Genomic DNA, 18,838 nt, shown 5'->3' with positions numbered 1-18,838 from the left:
GAATGCGGGATGACGCGACGCTAGGGCGTACGTTCCTCTTCATCGCTCTCGTTGAAGCGGTAGCCGACGTTGCGCACCGTGCCGATGACGGTCTCGAGGTCGCCGAGCTTGGCCCGCAACCGGCGTACGTGCACGTCGACGGTGCGGGTGCCGCCGAAGTAGTCGTAGCCCCACACCTCGCTGAGCAGCTGCTCGCGGGTGAACACACGGCTCGGGTTGCCGGCCAGGAAGCGCAGCAGCTCGAACTCCTTGTAGGTCAGGTCGAGCGTCTTGCCCCGCATCTTCGCGGAATAGCTGGCCTCGTCGATGACGACGCCGGATGTCTTGATGGTCGGCGAGGCGACGGGCTGGGCGCGGGCGGATGCCAGCCGGATGCGCGCGTCGATCTCTGCCGGCCCGGCCGTCTCAAGCACGACATCGTCGACGCCCCACTCCGGGCTGACCGCCGTGAGCCCGCCCTCGGTCAGCACGAGCAGCACCGGCACGGTGAGCCCGGCCGCGCGCAGCATCGTGCAGAGGCTCTTCGCCTGCACCAGGTTGTGCCGGGCATCGACCAGGACCAGGTCGGGTTCGGGGGCCGCGAGCAGTTGATCCAGCTGGGGCGGCAGGGCGCGCACGCGGTGAGAGAGCAGTGCGAGCGCCGGAAGTACGTCATTGTTCACAGCCGACGTCAGGATCAACAACTGCGCCACGCGCATCCTCCAGCTTTATCGTGGCGCTCAGCTTATCCTGCTCGCGGCTTCGCGCTGCGCGTGTTTCGCGTCCGGAACCCCGGCTGCGTCCCTGGTCGCGGGTCGGGCCGCCACGAGGCAGAATAGGGACATGGCAGCCGCGCAGCAGCAAACCCCCTCCAACCCGGCATGGGAGGGGCAGAACGGCGTGCGCCGCGCGTGGCAGAGCATCGCCCCGATTTGGGTGCTGGCGCTCGCCGGGGCGATTCTCACCGGCATCATCGCCCGCCCGGAGGACGCGCTCGGCGGCATCAGCCTGACCCTGGCCGTCAGCACCATTTGCGCCCTGGCCGTTCAGCTGGCCACCGGCCGCAAGGAAGACTTCGTCAGCCGGGTGACGGCGAGCCTGGTCGGCAGCGCGGTGATCCTGGCGGTCGCCACCGTGATCTTCGCGCTCGCGGCATCCGCCAATGGAGTCCAGCTCCTGCACCGGTAACGCCACCCGCCGGGTGCGCAGCTGCGGCACAGGCCGACGGCATGGGTAGAATCAAGGCATGTCACCGCTTGCTCTTGAACTGCTCTTTATCGGTCTGCTCGGCTTGGCCAGCCTGGCCATCGTGTGGATCTCTGGCGTCGTCGTTTACAAGCTGTGGCGGGGTCAGCGGTAACTCCGCATGATTGAGATCCCGCTCGGCCTGCACGCCGAGCTCGTTCCCCTGTCCTGGTTGTTGGGCGTCTGGGAGGGCTCCGGCGTACTCGACTACGCGATCGACCCGCCCGCCGGCTCGCCAGCGACGGCGGAGCCGACGAAGGTCACCCGCGAGTTCGGCCAGCGTGTCAGCTTCAGCCACGACGGGCTGCCGTACCTCAGCTACAGCTCCTACAGCTGGCTCTACCCCGAGGTGGAAGGCGGCGAGCCCACACCGCTCGTCACCGAGACCGGCTACTGGCGGCTCAGCCGGCCGCTCGGCGAGTCCGACGCCGGCCCGGGCCTGATCCCGGGGGTCGGCACCGCGCCTTATACAGACGCCGAATCGGTCGAGACGCTGCGCAACGACGCCGGCGGCTTTGACATCGAGGTCTCGCTCGTGCACCCGGACGGTGTCAGCGAGCTCTACCTCGGCCAGGTGGTCGGCCCGCGCATCGACTTGGCGACGGATGCCGTCGTGCGCACGCGCACCGCCAAGAACTACACGGCGGCGACCCGGCTGTACGGCCTCGTCGACAATCACCTGCTCTGGGCCTGGGACATCGCCGCGCTCGGCCAGAGCCTGCGCACCCACGCCTCCGGACGACTCGCCAAGGCGGACTAACGCATGACCACCTCCCCGTTCCTCGCCCTGCCCGCAGCAGTCGCGGCCGACGGCCTCGACGCCGGGGTCGCCGCCCACTACGGCAACCCAATGGTCGAGCAACGGCGGCTGGCGGCTGGCACCGCGATCGTCGACCTCTCGCACCGCGGCGTGCTCGCCGTGACGGGCCCTGACCGGCTCAGCTGGCTGAACTCGATGACCTCGCAGCGGCTGGACCGGCTGGCCCCGGGCGAGTCCAGCGAGACCCTCGTGCTCGACGGCAACGGCCGTGTCGAGTACGACATGCGCGTGCTCGACGACGGCGTCACCACCTGGCTGCTGCTGGAGGCTGCGGAGCTGCCCGGCGTGCAGGCCTGGCTGCTGAAGATGCGCTTCATGCTGCGCGTGGAGGTCACCGACGAGAGCGAGAACTACGCGACCATCGGCGCGATGGCCCCGGATGCCGAGGCGCTCGCCGCCCTGGCGCTGCCGGTGGCCGCGCCGAACGGGGTGCCGCTGGTCTGGGTCGACCCGTGGACGGCCGTCACGCCCGGAGGCTGGCAGTACGCCAGCGCCGAGGGACACCCGGCATCCGACTGGCACTGGCAGGAGGTGCTCGTGCCGCGCACGGCACTGCCCGCGCTCGCCGAGCGAGTGGCCGCAGGGGAGCCGACGGCTGCCGGCATCCTCGCCGTGGAAGCCCTGCGCATCGCCGCCTGGCGCCCGCGCCTGGCCCTGGAGGGCGACGAGAAGACGATCCCGCACGAGCTGGACTGGCTGCGCAGCGCCGTGCACTTGAGCAAGGGCTGCTACCGCGGGCAGGAGACGGTGGCGAAGGTGCACAACCTCGGCCACCCGCCGCGGCGCCTGGTCATGCTGCACCTGGACGGCTCCGACACGATCCTGCCGGTGCACGGCGACGAGGTGCTGGCCGAGAAGGTGCGGCCGGAATCCGAGGCCGAGTGGAAGCTCATCGGCCAGATCACGAGCGCCGCGATCCACCATGAGCTCGGCCCGATCGCCCTGGCCGTCGTCAAGCGCAACGTGCCACTCGACGTGCAGCTCGAGGTACACGCGCACGGCGAGAAGGTCGCGGCAGCTCAGCAGGCGATCGTGCCGACGGATGCCGGAGCGGCCGCCAACGTGCCGCGGCTGCCACGCCTCGGCGCCCGCGGAATCTAGCGCGCGAGCCTGCCCGCTACTGCCAGCTGAAGCCGTTCGGGGCGACAGAGTCCCACGGCACGGTCAGCTCGCCGAGCCGCCAGCGGGAGCGGCCGCCCTGCACCGGCCAGCCGGCGGCGCGCACGCCCTCCACGGTCGCCAGCCAGCGCTGCACCGGGCCGTAGGCGGCCAACGCGGCGTTGTACTGCCAGTGCCGGTCGAGCAGGCCGAGCAGCGCGTGCACCCGCTCGCCCTCCACGTTGCGGTGGATCAGTGCCTTCGGCAGCCTCTCGGCCACGATCGACGGCTTCTCCAGCTCGTCCAGGCGCAACGCGATGGAAAAAGTCGCCGGACCGTCCGCCTGCACCGCGACCCAGGCCGCGATACGGCCGATCTCGTCGCAGGTGCCGTCGATCAGCACGCCGCCCGGCTGCAGCCGGGGCACCAGCATCCGCCAGGCCGGCAGCACCTCAGACTCGTCATACTGGCGCAGCACGTTGAGGGCGCGGATGACGGCCGCACGCCGCCCGTTCGGCAGCGGAACCTCGAAGCCGCCCAGCGCGAAACGCACCGCGGCATCCGTGGCGAACCCCGTCTCGCCGTCCCGCACGGCTTCCAGCTGCGCGTTCGCCCCGCGCACCCGCTCGGGGTCGATCTCGAGGCCGAGGACCTCGACTTCTGAGCGGGTCTTCGCCAGCCGCTGGTGCAGCTCCAGGCTGGTCACGGCGCTCGCGCCGTAGCCGAGGTCGACGACGAGCGGGTCGGAGCTGTGGCGCAGCACCGACAGCGTCTGCGTCCAACGGTCGATGCGGCGGAGCCGGTTGGTGTTCGTCGTTCCGCGTGTGATTGTTCCAACTGGCATTCGAACAATTCTGCCATCAGAGACTTGTTCAGTATGACCACGGGGCGGGATCGCTAGAGTGGAAAGCATGACTGCGCCTTACACACTCATCCTGCTGCGCCACGGCAACAGCACCTGGAACCAGGCCAACCTCTTCACCGGCTGGGTCGACGTCCGCCTGAGCGAGCAGGGCGAGGCCGAGGCCGCCCGCGCCGGCGAGCTGCTGGCCGAGGCCGGCCTGCTGCCCGACGTGCTGCACACCTCCGTGCTCACCCGCGCCATCCAGACCGCGAACATCGCGCTGGACAAGGCCGACCGCGCCTGGATCGACGTGCGCCGCAGCTGGCGTCTGAACGAGCGCCACTACGGTGCGCTGCAGGGCCTGGACAAGGCAGAGACGCTGGAGAAGTACGGCCCCGAGCAGTTCCAGCTGTGGCGCCGCAGCTTCGACGTGCCGCCGCCCGTGTTGGCCGACGACGCCGAATTCTCGCAGGTGGGCGACGCCCGCTACGCGAACCTCAGCGACGACGAGCTGCCCCGCACCGAGTGCCTCAAGGACGTCATCGTGCGCATGCTGCCGTACTGGGAGGACGACATCTCGGCCGACCTGCGTGCAGGCAAGACGGTGCTCGTCACCGCCCACGGCAACTCGCTGCGCGCCCTCGTCAAGCACCTCGACGGCATCAGCGACGACGAGATCGCCGAGCTGAACATCCCGACCGGCATCCCGCTCGTCTACAAGCTGGGCGAAGACCTGATGCCGCTCGGCCCCGGCGAGTACCTTGACCCCGAGGCCGCCGCTGCCGGCGCCGCCGCGGTTGCCGCCCAGGGCAAGAAGTAGGCACACAGCCTGAACGAATAAGACTCCGGATGCCGCGGCATCCGGAGTCTTCTTCGTTAAGCGTTACGCGCTCGGGGCGTCCGGGTCCCAGTCGCCGGTCGCCAGGTAGAGCACCTTCTTGGCGATGGAGACTGCGTGGTCGGCGAAACGCTCGTGGTAGCGGCTGGCCAGGGTGGCGTCGACGGTGTCGGCGGCCTGACCCTTCCAGGTCTCACCGAGCACCTTGTCGAAGACGCTGAGGTGCAGCGCGTCGATCTCGTCGTCGTCGTTGCGGATGGTCTCGGCCAGCTGCACGTCCTGGCTGCGCAGCAGCTCGGTCAGCTTCTGCGCGATCTCCACGTCGAGGCGGCCCATCTCGGCGAACGTTCCGCGCAGCGACTTGGGCACCACCTTGTCGGGGAAACGGTAGCGGGCGAGCTGGGCGATGTGCGTGGACATGTCACCCATACGCTCGAGCGATGCGCTGATGCGCAGCGCGCTGACCACGATGCGGAGATCACGGGCGACAGGCTGCTGCCTGGCCAAGATCATGATGGCGAGCTCATCGAGGGCGACGGTGAGGCCGTCGATCTTGTCGTCGTCGGCGATCACCTCCTCGGCGAGCATGACGTCGGAGTCGTTGAAAGCGCGGGTGGCCTTCTCGATCGAGATGGCAACGAGGCCGCTCAGTTCGACGAGTCGATCCTGCACCTCGCGGAGCTCCTGCTGAAACACTTCACGCACGGCTGTTCTGGTCCTTCCTGCCGACGGGCGACCACGGCAACTGAAGACCCGATTGGCCCCCTGCTCGATGATGCCCCATCAGGTGAACAAACGGTGCCGCGCTCCTGAACACTCGGCAAAGGAGGGGCTATCTGAGGCCTAACGGAGTATTACTGCCCGGTGGGTTCACTACTCTAGTGGGCATGGACTCCACCTGGTTGGTGCTGCTCGCCCTGGCACTCGGCCTCGCTGTCGGCGCGGGCTTTGTCACCCTGCTGCACCTGGCCGAACGTCGCGGAACGTCGGCGGCCGGCGTGGTCAGCCCGCGCATCCCCGACGGCATCGATCAGGTGCTCGAGGCACTCGAATCGGCCGGGATCGTGCTCGACCCCTCGCACAACGTGATGAAGGCCTCGCCCGGCGCCCACGCGATGGGGCTGGTCTGGAACAACACCCTCGTGCACCCGGAGATGCTGGCCCTCGCCGATCAGGTGCGGCGCAGCGGTGAGCCGCTCAGCCGTGAGCTGGTGCTGAAGCGCGGGCCGTTCGGCGACGCCAACGTCTACCTCAGCGTGCGCGTCGCTCGGCTCGGCACCCGATTCGTGCTGCTGCTGGCCGATGACCGCACAGAGTCGCACCGCCTCGACGAGGTGCGTCGCGACTTCGTGGCCAACGTCAGCCACGAGCTGAAGACACCCATCGCCTCCGTCGGCCTGCTGGCCGAGGCCCTCGACGCCGCCGCCGACGAGCCGGCCCAGGTGCGCCGCTTCGCGAACCGTTTGGGCAGCGAATCGGCCCGGCTGGCCCGACTCACCCAGGAGATCATCGAGCTCTCCCGGCTGCAGGCCCAGGATGCCGTCGCCGAGGCGCGCCCTGTCGACATCGACGCCGTTGTCGTCGCCGCCGTGGAACAGAACCGGGTCGTCGCCGAGGGCAACCACATCGAGATCGCGATCGGCCGCCGCACCGGGGCGCAGGTGCTCGGCGACGAGGCACTGCTGACCGTCGCCGTGAACAACCTCGTCGCCAACGCCGTCAACTACTCGCCGCCCGGCGCGCGCGTCGGCGTCGGCGTCAAGGTCGGCGCAGGCGTGGTGGAGATCGTCGTGACAGACCAGGGCGTCGGCATCCCGGAGGAAGACCAGGACCGCGTCTTCGAACGGTTCTTCCGCGTCGACCAGGCGAGGGCCCGCAACACCGGCGGCACCGGCCTCGGCCTGGCCATCGTCAAGCACGCCGTGCAGAACCACGGTGGCGACATCCGGGTCTGGTCGCAGCCCGGCCTCGGGTCCTCATTCACCATCCGCCTTCCTGACGCGAAGGCCGCACCAGCCACCGAACCATTGGGAGACACCGCGTGACACGTATTCTGCTGATCGAAGACGAGCCGGCGCTCAGCGAGCCACTCAGCTTCCTGCTCGAGCGCGAAGGCTACGAGGTGACGGTGGCCGCCGACGGCCCGAGTGCGCTGCGTGAGTTCGACCGCGCCGGCGCCGATCTGCTGCTGCTCGACCTGATGCTGCCGGGGATCCCCGGCACCGAGGTGTGCCGGCAGATCCGTCAGCGCTCCAGCGTGCCGATCATCATGCTCACCGCGAAGGATTCAGAGGTCGACATCGTGGTGGGGCTGGAGCTCGGCGCCGACGACTACATGACCAAGCCTTACTCGACCCGCGAGCTGCTGGCGAGGGCCCGGGCCGTGCTGCGCCGCCATGTCGAGGCGGATGCCGCAGACGACAGCATCATCGAGGCGGGCAGCGTGCGCATGGACGTCGAGCGCCACACGGTGAGCGTGAACGGCGAGCTGACGCCCATGCCGCTGAAGGAATTCGAACTGCTCGAGTACCTGATGCGCAACGCCGGCCGGGTGCTCACCCGTGGCCAGCTGATCGACCGGGTGTGGGGCACCGACTACTTCGGCGACACGAAGACGCTCGACGTGCACATCAAGCGCATCCGCTCCCGCATTGAGGCGGTGCCGTCCGAGCCGGCGATGCTGCTCACCGTGCGCGGGCTCGGCTACCGCTTCGAGGCCTAGCCGGCGGCATCCGCCCGGCCGAGAAGCCCCAGCACACACACGAAGAGGCGCACCCGCGGGTGCGCCTCTTCGTGTTCTTGCGGGAGTGCTACTTGCTGGGTGCCGTGGGCGCCAGCGTCGAGTACTCCTCCAGCTGAGTGGTGAGCACGGGGACCAGGAGCTCCTTGCCCTCGGCCTCTCCGGACTGGAAGAAGATCGGGATGAGCGCTCCGGGCCGAACACCCATCTTCTCGAGGGTCACGTCGTCGCCGCCGGGCTGGCCGATCTGCGTGCTCGAGTTGGCGTCGAGGGTGACGGTCTCGGTGGTCTTCTTGCCGGCCGAGTCGTACTGCACCGTGACCTTGGCGCGCTCGGCGCCGGTGTTGACGAAGGTGACAACCAGGTTGCCCAGCTCGCCGTCATCGCTCACAACAATGGCGTTGCGCACGTCGACCGTGCCGATGTTGGCGCTCACTCCGTCGCTCGCGTCATAGTGCTTGGTCGTGGCCTGCGGGGCCACCAGATTGCAACCAGCGGTGCCGACCAGAAGGCCAGCAGCCAAGAGAACGGATGCCGCAATACGCGCCTTCACAAGACCTCCAAAAAATTGCGCTCCCTCACCGGCCGGTCAGCTGGTGAGCGGGGGAGCGCGTGCGAAATATCGCTCCAGAGTTTAGCCTATCGGTGCGGCGCCACCGCGGGAGCAAGGCGAACCTTACCACTATTGCGGCTGTGGTATCATAGAGGTTGCTGAAGGGATATCAATTCATGCTTTTTGAGGTTGGCGAAACCGTCGTTTACCCGCACCACGGTGCTGCAACGATCATCGAAATCAAGACCCGTGTCATCAAGGGTGAAGAGAAGCTCTACCTCAAGCTCAACGTCACCCAGGGTGACTTGACCATTGAGGTCCCCGCTGAGAACGTCGACCTGGTCGGCGTTCGCGACGTTATTGGCCGTGAGGGCCTCGACAAGGTGTTCGAGGTGCTGCGCGCACCCTTCACCGAGGAGCCCACTAACTGGTCGCGTCGTTACAAGGCGAACCTGGAGAAGCTGGCATCCGGTGATGTCATCAAGGTGTCCGAGGTCGTCCGCGACCTGTGGCGCCGCGACCAGGACCGCGGCCTCTCCGCCGGCGAGAAGCGCATGCTCGCCAAGGCCCGTCAGATTCTGATCTCGGAGCTTGCTCTGGCTGAGAAGACCGACGAGGAGAAGGCTTCCAACGTGCTCGACGAGGTGCTGGCCTCCTAGGCCCACCCACTCGATACACCCGCTGCATCCGAAAGCCCCGGCCCCACGGCCGGGGCTTTTGTGTTGCCGGCTGGGCCGCGCGGTAGCCTCGGAGCATGGACTTCTCGGGTGACAGTGTCGACGTTGCGGTGATCGTGGTGGCCGCCGGCAGCGGCACCCGGCTCGGCCGGCCGGAGCCCAAGGCCTTCGCCCCGCTGGCCGGGCGCCCGATGCTCTCACATGCCCTCGACGGCATCTTCACGCTGGCCGAGCCGGTGCAGCTGATCGTGGTGGCCCCCGATGCCGAGCTGCAGAGCGCCAGGGCGATCGTGACTGCATCCGCCGGCCCCGCCATCGGCTACACCAGCGTCGTGGCTGGGGGAGCTACCCGGCAGCTCTCTGTCGCGGCCGGGCTGGCCGCCGTCGCGCCCGGCGTCACCGTCGTGCTGGTGCACGACGCAGCCCGCGCGCTCACCCCCGCCGCCCAGTTCGAGGCGGTGATCGCGGCCGTGCGCGCAACGGGTTCCGGCGTGATCCCGGCGCTGCCCGTCGTGGACACCATCAAGCGCGTCGATGCCGCCGGCACCGTGCAGGAGACCGTTGACCGCGCGGAGCTCGCCGCCGTGCAGACCCCGCAGGGCTTCGTGCGCTCCGAGCTCGATGAGGCATATGCCGACCCGGCCGCCGACTTCACCGACGACGCCGCCCTGCTGGCCGCGTTCGGGCACCCCGTCGGCACGGTCGCCGGCGACGAACTGGCGTTCAAGATCACCACGCCGTGGGACCTCGCCCGCGCGGAGCGGCTGCTTGCCGCCCCGGCCGCAGCCGCGTCTGCCCCGCGCGTCGGCACCGGCATGGACGTGCACGCCTTCGCACCCGGGAGCGCCGATGCGGCGGATGCCGGCCCCGAGCTGTGGATCGCCGGCCTGTACTGGCCCGGCCAGCGCGGCCTCTCCGGCCACAGCGACGGCGACGTCGCCGTGCACGCCGTCTGCGACGCGCTGCTGGCGGCCGCCGGACTCGGCGACATCGGCGGCATCTTCGGCACCGACGACCCGCGCCTGGCCGGCGCCCACGGCGAGGTGTTCCTGCGTGAGACCAAGCGCCTCGTCGAGCAGGCCGGCTTCGCCATCGGCAACGTCTCGGTGCAGATCCTCGGCAACCGGCCGAAGCTCTCACCCCGGCGAGTCGAGGCAGAGGCGCTGCTCACCGGCATCCTGAACGCCCCCGTCAGCATCGCCGCAACGACGACCGACGGGCTCGGCTTCACCGGTCGCGGCGAGGGCGTGGCCGCGATCGCGACCGCCCTCCTGGTGCCGAGCGCAGCTCTCGGCGAGGGCGTCTGAGCCGGGTGAGCCGGGCACTGAGGTAGAGTACAGCCCCGCGCCGGTAGACTCGTCGGGTGACAGTGCGACTTTACGACTCCCAGGCCCAGGCCCTGCGCGACTTCACCCCCATCACACCGGGTCAGGTCGGCATGTACGTCTGTGGACCCACGGTGCAGTCCAGCCCGCACATCGGCCACCTGCGCAGCGCCCTCGTCTATGACCTGCTGCGCCGCTGGCTGCACTACCGCGGCTTCGCCGTCACCTTCGTGCGCAACGTCACCGACATTGACGACAAGGTGCTCGCCAACGCGAGCGAGCACGAGCCGTGGTGGGCGCTGGCCTACCGCGTCGAGCTCGAGTTCACGGCCGGTTACAACCGGCTCGGCATCCTGCCCCCGACCTACGAGCCGCGCGCGACCGCGAGCATCATGCAGATGCAGGCGATCATCGCCTCGCTGATCGAGCGCGGGCACGCCTACCCAGCGGCCGATGACAGCCACGACGTCTACTTCGACACGGCCAGCTGGCCCGCTTATGGCGCGCTGACCCGGCAGAACCGCGACAACATGGAGGCGGCGGTCGACGCCGACCCGCGCGGCAAGCGCGACCCCCGCGACTTCGCCCTCTGGAAGGGGCAGAAGGCCGGCGAGCCCGCCTCGGCCAACTGGGACAGCCCGTGGGGCCCGGGCCGCCCCGGCTGGCACATCGAGTGCTCTGCGATGGCCGAGCGCTACCTCGGCGCCCAGTTCGACATTCACGGCGGCGGCCTCGACCTGCGCTTCCCGCACCACGAGAACGAGCTGGCCCAGTCGCGCGCGGCCGGCCACGGCTTCGCCAACTACTGGGTGCACAACGGCCTGGTCAACACCGGCGGCCAGAAGATGTCCAAGTCGCTCGGCAACTCGGTCTACGCGGCCGAGTTGTTCGAGCAGGCGCGGCCGCTCGTGCTGCGCTACTACCTGGCGGCGGCGCACTACCGCTCCACCATCGACTACTCGGCCGGTTCGCTGCCGGAGGCCGAGGCGGCACTTGAGCGCATCGAGAGCTTCCTCTCCCGGGTCGACCGGCGCCTGGCCGGCACCCGGTTCACCGGGGTCGCGCTCGGACAGGTTCCGGATGCCTTCGCCAGCGCGCTCGACGATGACCTCGCCGTGCCGCAGGCGCTCGCCGTGCTGCACGAGACCGTGCGGGCCGGCAACGCCGCGCTCGACGCCGAAGACCTGCAGACCGCGGCATCCGCCCGGGCCGAGGTCGTCGCGATGACCGAGGTTCTCGGCATCAACCCGCTCTCGCCGGAGTGGGCGTCGAACGAGGACACCGCGGCCCGTGCCGCCCTCGAGGCGCTCGTCACCCGGCTGATCGACGATCGCGCCACCGCGCGTGACAACAAAGACTATGCGGCAGCAGACCGTATCCGCGCCGAACTGACGGCGGCGGGAATCACCCTCGAAGACACCCAGACGGGTGCACATTGGAGTCTGGAATCATGAAGAACACAACTGGAAAGCCCCGCGCCGGCGCCGTCCGAAAGGGCGCCCGCGGACCGCAGGTAGGCTCCGGCGGCCAGGGCCGTCAGGCGCTGGAGGGCAAGAAGCCCACCCCCAAGGCCGAAGACCGTCCGTACCACCCCGCCGGCAAGCGCAAGGCGGCCAACGAGCGCTACGAGGCGGCCAGCGGCGGCAAGCGTCGCGTCGCGGGCCCCCGCGACGCCGGTCGCCCCGACGGCGCCCCGCGCAACGTCTCCGTGTCTGCCCGCCCGGCCGGCGGACGCCGCCAGAAGTCGGCAGACGAGACCGAGATCGTCACCGGCCGCAACTCGGTGGTCGAGGCGCTGCGCGCCAAGATCCCCGCCAGCACGCTGTACGTCGCGACCCGCGTCGAGATGGACGACCGTGTCAAGGAGGCCCTCAAGCTGGCCACCGCCAACGGCATCCCGATCCTCGAGGTCATGCGCCCAGAGCTGGACCGCCTCGCCGGCCGCGACAGCGTGCACCAGGGCCTCGCGCTCAAGGTGCCGCCGTACGAGTACGCGCACCCGACCGAGCTGCTGGAGCAGATCATCGCCCGCGGCGAGACCCCGCTGCTCGTCGCGCTGGACGGCATCACCGACCCGCGCAACCTCGGCGCCATCATCCGCTCCACTGCTGCCTTCGGTGGCCAGGGCGTCATCGTGCCGCAGCGTCGCTCGGTTGGCCTGACCGCCTCGGCGTGGAAGACCTCGGCCGGTGCCGCAGCCCGCACGCCCGTCGCCATGGCCACGAACCTCACGCAGACCCTCAAGGCGTACAAGGCCGCCGGTGTCTTCGTGCTCGGCCTGGACGGCGGCGGCGATGTCTCGCTGCCCGGCCTCGAGCTGGCCGACCGCCCGGTCGTCGTCGTTGTCGGCAGCGAGGGCAAGGGCCTGTCCCGTCTCGTCACCGAGACCTGCGACGCCGTCGTGTCGATCCCGATCAGCGCCGCGACCGAGTCGCTGAACGCCGGCATCGCCGCATCCGTCACCCTGTACGAGATCTCCCGCCTGCGCGCTCTCAAGAAGTAGCAACACCCCGCAGAACGCAGAAGTGGCCCCACACCGTCGAGGTGCGGGGCCACTTCTGCGTTCTGCCCGGCTTCGACAGGCTCAACCAGCGGACACCCCGTTGGTTGAGCCTGTCAAAACCCCTAGACCTTGAGGCGCCAGTCGGTGTCTTCGTCGTCGTCATCGGCGGGCACGGTGCCGATCGCCATGGTGATGAGGCCGGTGTCGGGCGCGATCATCGTCGCCTCGTCGCGGCGGTGCCGCAGCACGTCGTTGATGTAAGAGCTGAGCGCCTCGGCCAGCGGGATGTCGTGGCCCTGCCGCTGGGCCATGAACCAGCGGTGCTCGAGCAGCTGGTGGAACACCTCGGCCGGTTCCAGCTTGCCCTTGAGATCGAGCGGGATCGCCCGCACGACGGGCTCGAAGACGCGCATCAGCCACTCGTGTGCGACCATCTCCTCGTCGAACTCGGTCTTGCCGTAGCTGGCGCGGTAGGAGTCCAGGTCGTTCAGCAGTCGGCGGGCCTGGTTCTCCTCGGCGTCGAGACCGGTCAGGCGCAGCAGGCGGCGCTGGTGGTGGCCGGCATCCACCACCTTGGGCTGGATGCGCACCGTGGTGCCCGTCTCGTCCGTCTTGATGGCCAGCTCCTCGATGTCGAAGCCGAGCGCGTTCAGCCGGTCGACACGCTCGCTGATGCGCCAGCGCTCCGAGGAGTGGAACGACTCGGAGCCGGTCAGCTCCTTCCAGAGCTTGCGGTAGGCGTCGACGATGCCGTTGGAGATGCGGATCGGGTCCAGCTCGTCAGCCACGCGGCCGCCGGCCTCCAGGTCCATCAGCTCGCCGGCGATGTTGACCCTGGCGATCTCGAGGTCGTTCTCGCGCTGGCCGTTGGAGAGGCCGCCGGTGTAGAGCTGGCCGGTCTCGGCGTCCACCAGGTAGGCGGCGAAGGCGCCGGCGTCGCGGCGGAACAACGTGTTGGAGAGCGAGACATCGCCCCAGAAGAAGCCGGCGATGTGCAGCCGCACCAGCAGCACGGCGAGGGCGTCGACCAAGCGGGTCGCGGTGTCTGGCCGCAGCGTCTGCGAGAACAACGCCCGGTAGGGCATCGAGAACTTGAGGTGGCGGGTCACCAACACCGGCTTGAGCATCTCGCCCTCACCGTCGCTGCGGTTGGTGATCACGGCGACGGGCTCGACGCAGGGGATCTCCATCCGCTGCAGCGTGCGCAGCATCTCGTACTCGCCCTTGGCCATCTCGGCCGTCGTCTCCTTGATGGCGACGACGTGCCCGCCCAGGTGCGCGAAACGCACCAGGTGGCGCGAGATGCCCTTCGGCAGTGACGCAATGTTCTCGTTCGGCCAGGCGTCCAGCGGCAGGTGCCACGGCAGGTCGAGCAGGGCGGGATCGGCCATCGCCGAGGTGATGTTGAGGGAACCACTCATGATTTTCGAGCCTAGTCGTGTGAGGTGGGAGCAGCGGGGGAGCGGATGCCGGGTGCTCCGGCATCCGCACACAAAACAACGGCCGGCGGGTTACCCCACCGGCCGTTGTAATTGGTTCAGAGTGCTTAGGAGACGATCGCCTTGTTGAGGAGGCGCTCGCCCGACTCGGCGTCGAACACGTGCACGTGGTCGGGGGTCGGCATCAGCCAGACCTTCTCGCCGGCGTTCGGGTGCGAGCGGCCGTCGACGCGGGCGACCACGTCCGTGCGCTTGCCGTTGACGGTGGAGTGACCGTAGAGGTAGCCGTCAGCGCCGAGCTCCTCGACGAGGTCGACGTCAACCTCGAGGCCCTGGCCGGGCGTGGTCGAGACGAGGATGTCCTCGGGGCGCACACCGATGGTCACGGACGAGCCGGTGGCGGAGTCGAGTGCCTGGCGCTCGACGCCCACGAGGGCACTGCCGAACTTGACGCCGCCGTCGGCGATGTCGGTGTTGAACAGGTTCATGGCGGGGCTGCCGATGAAGCCGGCGACGAAGACGTTGTTCGGGGACGCGTACAGCTCGCGCGGGGTTCCGACCTGCTGGAGCAGGCCGTCCTTCAGCACGGCGATGCGGTCACCCATGGTGAGCGCCTCGGTCTGGTCGTGCGTGACGTAGACGGTGGTGACACCGAGACGACGCTGCAGCGACGCGATCTGGGTACGGGTCTGCACGCGCAGCTTGGCGTCGAGGTTCGACAGCGGCTCATCCATGAGGAAGACCTGGGGCTGGCGCACGATGGCGCGACCCATGGCAACGCGCTGACGCTGGCCACCCGAGAGGGCCTTCGGCTTGCGGCTGAGGTACTGCTCGAGGTCGAGGAGCTTGGCTGCCTCGAGGACGCGGGCGGCGCGCTCGTCCTTGTTGACGCCGGCGATCTTCAGGGCGAAGCCCATGTTCTCTGCAACGGTCATGTGCGGGTACAGCGCGTAGTTCTGGAAGACCATGGCGATGTCGCGGTCCTTCGGCGGAACGTCGGTGACGTTGCGGTCGCCGATGAAGATGTCGCCGCCGTTGACCTCTTCGAGGCCGGCGAGCATGCGCAGCGAGGTGGACTTGCCGCAGCCGGAGGGGCCGACGAGGACGAGGAACTCGCCGTCAGCGACCTGCAGGTCGAGAGCATCGACGGCCGGGCGGGTACCACCGGGGTAAATCCGCGTTGCCTTGTCGAAAGTTACTGATGCCATGGTTACTGTCTCCTTCACCGGCAGGTACGTGCCGGACGATCCGTTGTGATGGATGGTGCCACTGTTGGTCAGCGACGACCAGAATCAGTATGCCATGGGCGAGGCACCCGTCGTGAACCCGCGCCTCCCCGCCCCGTTTGCGGGGTACAGGCGACGGGCGGATCCGTCGTATTTTCGGGGTTGCGCTGTGTCATTGGTCATTTCACAGGCAACAGACCTACTCTTTTGACTGCGTTTGCATGAAATTGCGCGCCCCTCACCCTTCGGAGTACTGATCACATGACCTTCGGCGCATCCCCCGAGCCCCGGCCCTCGAAGAACCAGCGTCGTGAAGCCGCGCGGCAAAAAGCCCGCGAGCTGCGCGAACAGCAGAAGAAGAAGGACCGACGCAACAAGATGATGCTGCAGGGCGGCATCGTCCTCGGTGTCATCGCCGTTGTCGCCGTCGTCTCGCTCGTCGTGGTCAACAGCTTCCGTCCGGAGGGCCCCGGCCCGAAGAACATGGCCAGCGACGGCATCCTCATCGGTGAGGGCCTCGTCGCTGCCGAGACTCCCGCCCTGGCTGCCGGCGCCACCCCCATCCCGTCGAAGCCTGACGAGACCGGTTCGGTCGCCAACATTCGGGTCTGGGTCGACTACCTCTGCCCCTACTGCGGCGACTTTGAGCGCACCAATGGTGCTCAGATCGAAGGCTGGGTCGACTCGGGTGCTGCCACCCTGGAGGTCTTCCCGATTGCCACGCTGATCAGCAGGTCTGCCGGCACCAAGTATTCGCTGCGCGCTGCGAACGCCGCCGGCTGCGTCGCGAACTACTCGCCGAACGATTTCCTCGCCTTCAACACGGCCATGTTCGCCGACCAGCCGGAGGAGAACACCGCCGCGCTGAACAACTCGGAGATCAAGCAGCGCGTCAAGGATGCCGGCGTCGCCAACACCAGCCAGATCAACAAGTGCATCGACGACGAGACGTTCAAGTCGTGGGTGCTCGACGCCACCGACCGCGCCACGACCGGCCCGCTGCCCAACACCGAGCTGCCCAAGGTCAAGGGAACGCCGACGGTTCTGGTCAACGGCAAGCAGTACGCCGGATCGCTGGAAGACCCGAAGGAATTCGCCGCATTCGTGCAGCAGGCAACGGGTGAGACCTACTCGACCGCCACGCCGACTCCGACGCCCGCCCCGGCCGGCTAGGGCCGCACCCGCAGCAACACCGACCGCTCGTCGCCACCGCAGATTTTTACGCGGGGCGGCGAGCGGTTATTGTTAGTGCGAGTCGTGTTCCACTTAGCGCCAAACGCTCCATGTGGAACATCACGCTCATGCCGGCTTGGCGCAATTGGTAGCGCACCGCTCTTGTAAAGCGGGGGTTGCGGGTTCAAGTCCCGCAGCCGGCCCTGTTCTCTCCGCGTCACACCTCTCTGTCGGCTTTAGGCTTGGCCGGTGACTTCAGATCGGATGCCAGCGCCCACCCCCTCCGAGTCGGCCCAGCAGGGTGCGGCGCGGCCCCGGGTGCACTTCCCGATGTGGTTGGCGATCCTTGTCGCAACGGCAGGTGGCGCCTTGCTCGCCGTGCAGTCGCGCATCAACGGCGCGCTCGGCCAGAGCCTGGACGACGGCTACACGGCCGCGGCGATCTCGTTCGGCTCCGGGCTCGTGATCCTGCTGATCGTGCTCTGCTTCTGGAAGCCGGGTCGGGTCGGGCTTGGCCGGGTGGCCAGGGCGCTGCGCCCGAACGCGCAGGGCGAGCGCGAACTGCAGCCGTGGATGCTGCTCGGCGGAGTCGCCGGCGCGTTCTTCGTGGCATCGCAGGGGCTCACCGCGGCCGTGCTCGGCGTCGCCCTGTTCACCGTGGCCATCGTGGCCGGGCAGACGATCAGCGGAATGGTCCTCGACCGCGTCGGGCTGGCTCCGGGCGGGCGCAGGCCTCTCACGGCCGACCGCGTGATCGGCTCGGTGATGGCGCTCGCCGCCGTCACTTGGGCGGTGTCGGCCCAGCTGGCCGGCGCGGTGCCGCTCTGGATGCTGATCATGCCGTTCATCGCTGGTGCCCTCGCCGCCTGGCAGCAGGCCGTCAACGGCCGCGTGCGCGCCGTGTCAGAGAGCGCACAGAGCGCGACGCTGATCAACTTCATCGTGGGCAGCGCCGTGCTGATCGTGATCGTGCTGGTGCGCAACTCGCTGGTCGGCTGGCCCGCCGAGTTCCCCACCGAACCCTGGCTCTACATCGGTGGCGCGATCGGCTGCCTGCTGATCGCCGTGCAGACCGTGCTCGTGAAGGTGACCGGCGTGCTCCTGCTCGGGCTGGCGACGGTGTCCGGACAACTCGTCGCCGCGCTGCTGCTTGACCTGTTCACGCCGGGGCAAGCCGTCGCGTTCTCCACGATCGCCGGCACCCTGATCGCGCTCGCCGCGGTCGTGGTGGCAAGCGGCTGGCTCACCGCGCGGCGCCGGCCGGCATCCGCGTAGCAACCCGGCGTTCCGGGGCGCGCCGGACAGCGGCCTAGGGTGGAGCAATGAGTTCTCCCCGTATGCCAACGACGACGGCAGCGGCCGACAGCACGACCCTCAGCGCCTCGACCAGCGGTGCGGCCCAGCCGGCCGCGGAGACTCATCGGCACGTGCCCACCTGGCTCGCCATGCTCGTCGGGGCGGCGTGCGGTGCGCTGATCGCCGTGCAGTCGCGCATCAACGGCGAGCTGGGCCGGCGCCTCGACGACGGCTTCACGGCCGCCGCGATCTCTTTCGGCGGCGGGCTTGTCATCATGCTGGTGGTCTTCTGCTTCTGGCGCCCCGGCCGCACCGGACTCGTGCGTGTGGCGCAGGGCCTGCGCCCGAACGCGCAGGGCGTGCGTGTGCTGCGCCCGTGGATGGTGCTCGGCGGCCTCGGCGGCGCCCTTCTCGTCGCCGCGCAGGGGCTGACAGCCGCCGTGCTCGGCGTCGCGCTGTTCACGGTCGCCATCGTCGCCGGGCAGACCATCAGCGGCCTCGTGCTGGACCGGATGGGGATTGGCCCCGGCGGTCGGCAACAACTCACGCCGAGCCGCCTGATCGGCTCCGGCCTGGCCCTCGTCGCGGTCGGCTGGGCGGTCTCTGCCCACTTCGGCGGCGAGGTGCCGATCTGGATGCTCGTGCTGCCCTTCGTCGCAGGCATCTGCGTCGGTTGGCAGCAGGCGGTCAACGGCCGGGTGCGGGCCGTGGCCCGCAGCGCGCAGACCGCGACGCTGATCAATTTCTTCGTCGGCAGCGTCGCGCTCGTGCTGTTCGCGCTGGTGCACAACGGGATTGCCGGCTGGCCGAGCAGCTATCCCACCGACCCGTGGCTCTACATCGGCGGGGCGGTCGGCTGCGTCTTCATCGCGGTGCAGGCGGCGCTGGTGCGGGTGACCGGTGTGTTGCTGCTTGGCCTGGCCACCGTCTCCGGCCAGCTCGTGGCCGCGCTGGCCATCGAGCTCGCGGCGGGCGGGCAGGGCGTCGAACCCTCGACGATCGCCGGCACCGCCCTCGCCCTCGTCGCCGTGGCCGTTGCCAGCGGGGGATTCGCCCGCCGCCGCTGACAACGATCTCAGCTG

Annotated in this window: 19 protein-coding genes and 1 tRNA gene; 14 read left to right on the top strand and 6 right to left on the bottom strand. The window is 69.1% G+C overall.

What is annotated here, in order from left to right; all coding sequences use genetic code 11:
* Nucleotides 1-20 precede the first annotated feature (20 nt).
* On the bottom strand, nt 21-692 hold the full coding sequence (locus AWU67_RS11035; protein WP_067232615.1) for a winged helix-turn-helix transcriptional regulator: 672 nt from the start codon (nt 690-692) through the stop codon (nt 21-23).
* Nucleotides 693-822: 130 nt separating this feature from the next.
* Here AWU67_RS11035 and AWU67_RS11030 point away from each other — a divergent pair, with 130 nt between their 5' ends.
* The 3 genes from AWU67_RS11030 to AWU67_RS11020 all read left to right on the top strand — a co-directional run bounded on the left by AWU67_RS11030 (nt 823) and on the right by AWU67_RS11020 (nt 3,145).
* Entirely contained in the window at nt 823-1,167 is a 345-nt protein-coding gene (locus tag AWU67_RS11030) for a hypothetical protein (RefSeq protein ID WP_067228864.1), read from the top strand.
* Nucleotides 1,168-1,345: 178 nt separating this feature from the next.
* A complete protein-coding gene (locus tag AWU67_RS11025; RefSeq protein ID WP_067228861.1) occupies nt 1,346-1,984 on the top strand; it encodes an FABP family protein in 639 nt (212 codons plus the stop codon).
* Nucleotides 1,985-1,987: 3 nt separating this feature from the next.
* Complete coding sequence (locus AWU67_RS11020; RefSeq protein WP_067228859.1) at nt 1,988-3,145, top strand: YgfZ/GcvT domain-containing protein; 1,158 nt, start codon at nt 1,988-1,990, stop codon at nt 3,143-3,145.
* A gap of 16 nt (nt 3,146-3,161) precedes the next feature.
* On the opposite strand, the gene AWU67_RS11015 is transcribed toward AWU67_RS11020, so the two are convergent.
* Nucleotides 3,162-3,986 (bottom strand): methylase, encoded by an 825-nt coding sequence (locus tag AWU67_RS11015; protein WP_067228856.1) that lies wholly within the window; start codon nt 3,984-3,986, stop codon nt 3,162-3,164.
* A 67-nt stretch (nt 3,987-4,053) separates the two neighbouring features.
* Between AWU67_RS11015 and AWU67_RS11010 the strand changes: the two genes are divergently transcribed.
* Nucleotides 4,054-4,806, top strand: coding sequence for a phosphoglyceromutase (locus AWU67_RS11010; RefSeq protein WP_067228853.1), 753 nt, complete (start codon nt 4,054-4,056; stop codon nt 4,804-4,806).
* 63 nt (nt 4,807-4,869) lie between these two features.
* On the opposite strand, the gene phoU is transcribed toward AWU67_RS11010, so the two are convergent.
* Nucleotides 4,870-5,529 (bottom strand): phosphate signaling complex protein PhoU, encoded by a 660-nt coding sequence (gene phoU, locus AWU67_RS11005; RefSeq protein ID WP_067228850.1) that lies wholly within the window; start codon nt 5,527-5,529, stop codon nt 4,870-4,872.
* A gap of 182 nt (nt 5,530-5,711) precedes the next feature.
* Here phoU and AWU67_RS11000 point away from each other — a divergent pair, with 182 nt between their 5' ends.
* Nucleotides 5,712-6,869 carry a sensor histidine kinase gene (locus tag AWU67_RS11000; RefSeq protein WP_067232612.1) on the top strand — a complete coding sequence of 386 codons (1,158 nt, stop codon included), beginning with the start codon at nt 5,712-5,714 and terminating at the stop codon, nt 6,867-6,869.
* Nucleotides 6,866-7,546, top strand: coding sequence for a response regulator transcription factor (locus tag AWU67_RS10995; RefSeq protein WP_067228848.1), 681 nt, complete (start codon nt 6,866-6,868; stop codon nt 7,544-7,546). The genes AWU67_RS11000 and AWU67_RS10995 overlap by 4 nt, the downstream gene beginning before the upstream one ends.
* Nucleotides 7,547-7,634: 88 nt before the next feature.
* Here the strand turns inward: AWU67_RS10995 and AWU67_RS10990 are convergent, their stop codons facing one another.
* Complete coding sequence (locus tag AWU67_RS10990; RefSeq protein ID WP_067228846.1) at nt 7,635-8,117, bottom strand: hypothetical protein; 483 nt, start codon at nt 8,115-8,117, stop codon at nt 7,635-7,637.
* A gap of 176 nt (nt 8,118-8,293) precedes the next feature.
* Here AWU67_RS10990 and AWU67_RS10985 point away from each other — a divergent pair, with 176 nt between their 5' ends.
* The 4 genes from AWU67_RS10985 to rlmB all read left to right on the top strand — a co-directional run bounded on the left by AWU67_RS10985 (nt 8,294) and on the right by rlmB (nt 12,622).
* Nucleotides 8,294-8,776: a CarD family transcriptional regulator gene (locus AWU67_RS10985; RefSeq protein ID WP_067228843.1), complete on the top strand. Its 483-nt coding sequence runs from the start codon at nt 8,294-8,296 to the stop codon at nt 8,774-8,776.
* 95 nt (nt 8,777-8,871) lie between these two features.
* Nucleotides 8,872-10,101, top strand: a complete 1,230-nt coding sequence (locus AWU67_RS10980; protein WP_067228841.1) for a bifunctional 2-C-methyl-D-erythritol 4-phosphate cytidylyltransferase/2-C-methyl-D-erythritol 2,4-cyclodiphosphate synthase — start codon at nt 8,872-8,874, stop codon at nt 10,099-10,101.
* A gap of 56 nt (nt 10,102-10,157) precedes the next feature.
* On the top strand, nt 10,158-11,573 hold the full coding sequence (gene cysS / locus AWU67_RS10975) for a cysteine--tRNA ligase (protein WP_067228839.1): 1,416 nt from the start codon (nt 10,158-10,160) through the stop codon (nt 11,571-11,573).
* Nucleotides 11,570-12,622, top strand: coding sequence for a 23S rRNA (guanosine(2251)-2'-O)-methyltransferase RlmB (rlmB, locus tag AWU67_RS10970; RefSeq protein ID WP_067228836.1), 1,053 nt, complete (start codon nt 11,570-11,572; stop codon nt 12,620-12,622). The genes cysS and rlmB overlap by 4 nt, the downstream gene beginning before the upstream one ends.
* A gap of 122 nt (nt 12,623-12,744) precedes the next feature.
* On the opposite strand, the gene AWU67_RS10965 is transcribed toward rlmB, so the two are convergent.
* Both AWU67_RS10965 and AWU67_RS10960 read right to left on the bottom strand, forming a co-directional pair.
* Entirely contained in the window at nt 12,745-14,043 is a 1,299-nt protein-coding gene (locus tag AWU67_RS10965) for a DUF4032 domain-containing protein (protein WP_067228834.1), read from the bottom strand.
* A gap of 125 nt (nt 14,044-14,168) precedes the next feature.
* Nucleotides 14,169-15,269 carry an ABC transporter ATP-binding protein gene (locus AWU67_RS10960; RefSeq protein WP_067228832.1) on the bottom strand — a complete coding sequence of 367 codons (1,101 nt, stop codon included), beginning with the start codon at nt 15,267-15,269 and terminating at the stop codon, nt 14,169-14,171.
* A 279-nt stretch (nt 15,270-15,548) separates the two neighbouring features.
* Here AWU67_RS10960 and AWU67_RS10955 point away from each other — a divergent pair, with 279 nt between their 5' ends.
* The 4 genes from AWU67_RS10955 to AWU67_RS10940 all read left to right on the top strand — a co-directional run bounded on the left by AWU67_RS10955 (nt 15,549) and on the right by AWU67_RS10940 (nt 18,823).
* Nucleotides 15,549-16,460, top strand: a complete 912-nt coding sequence (locus AWU67_RS10955) for a DsbA family protein (protein ID WP_067228829.1) — start codon at nt 15,549-15,551, stop codon at nt 16,458-16,460.
* Nucleotides 16,461-16,590: 130 nt separating this feature from the next.
* Nucleotides 16,591-16,663: transfer RNA gene (locus AWU67_RS10950), tRNA-Thr, on the top strand.
* A 46-nt stretch (nt 16,664-16,709) separates the two neighbouring features.
* The gene (locus tag AWU67_RS10945) at nt 16,710-17,735 is read left to right on the top strand and encodes a DMT family transporter (protein WP_234407223.1); all 1,026 of its coding nucleotides are present in this window, start codon (nt 16,710-16,712) and stop codon (nt 17,733-17,735) included.
* Between the two features lie 47 nt (nt 17,736-17,782).
* Entirely contained in the window at nt 17,783-18,823 is a 1,041-nt protein-coding gene (locus tag AWU67_RS10940) for a DMT family transporter (protein ID WP_234407222.1), read from the top strand.
* The last annotated feature ends 15 nt before the right edge of the window (nt 18,824-18,838 follow it).

Source organism: Microterricola viridarii (assembly GCF_001542775.1).
In the GTDB taxonomy this organism is placed as follows: domain Bacteria; phylum Actinomycetota; class Actinomycetes; order Actinomycetales; family Microbacteriaceae; genus Microterricola; species Microterricola viridarii_A.
The sequence above is the reverse complement of the archived record's forward strand: the minus strand, read 5'-3'. Positions and strand labels throughout refer to the sequence as shown.

Excerpts from the sequence above, each read along its gene's own strand:
- AWU67_RS11030 (WP_067228864.1), top strand. The coding sequence starts at position 823 with ATGGCAGCCGCGCAGCAGCAAACCCCCTCCAACCCGGCATGGGAGGGG.
- AWU67_RS11025 (WP_067228861.1), top strand. The coding sequence starts at position 1,346 with ATGATTGAGATCCCGCTCGGCCTGCACGCCGAGCTCGTTCCCCTGTCC.
- AWU67_RS11020 (WP_067228859.1), top strand. The coding sequence starts at position 1,988 with ATGACCACCTCCCCGTTCCTCGCCCTGCCCGCAGCAGTCGCGGCCGAC.
- AWU67_RS11015 (WP_067228856.1), bottom strand. The coding sequence starts at position 3,986 with ATGCCAGTTGGAACAATCACACGCGGAACGACGAACACCAACCGGCTC.
- AWU67_RS11010 (WP_067228853.1), top strand. The coding sequence starts at position 4,054 with ATGACTGCGCCTTACACACTCATCCTGCTGCGCCACGGCAACAGCACC.
- AWU67_RS11000 (WP_067232612.1), top strand. The coding sequence starts at position 5,712 with ATGGACTCCACCTGGTTGGTGCTGCTCGCCCTGGCACTCGGCCTCGCT.
- AWU67_RS10985 (WP_067228843.1), top strand. The coding sequence starts at position 8,294 with ATGCTTTTTGAGGTTGGCGAAACCGTCGTTTACCCGCACCACGGTGCT.
- AWU67_RS10980 (WP_067228841.1), top strand. The coding sequence starts at position 8,872 with ATGGACTTCTCGGGTGACAGTGTCGACGTTGCGGTGATCGTGGTGGCC.
- rlmB (WP_067228836.1), top strand. The coding sequence starts at position 11,570 with ATGAAGAACACAACTGGAAAGCCCCGCGCCGGCGCCGTCCGAAAGGGC.
- AWU67_RS10965 (WP_067228834.1), bottom strand. The coding sequence starts at position 14,043 with ATGAGTGGTTCCCTCAACATCACCTCGGCGATGGCCGATCCCGCCCTG.
- AWU67_RS10960 (WP_067228832.1), bottom strand. The coding sequence starts at position 15,269 with ATGGCATCAGTAACTTTCGACAAGGCAACGCGGATTTACCCCGGTGGT.
- AWU67_RS10955 (WP_067228829.1), top strand. The coding sequence starts at position 15,549 with ATGACCTTCGGCGCATCCCCCGAGCCCCGGCCCTCGAAGAACCAGCGT.
- AWU67_RS10940 (WP_234407222.1), top strand. The coding sequence starts at position 17,783 with ATGAGTTCTCCCCGTATGCCAACGACGACGGCAGCGGCCGACAGCACG.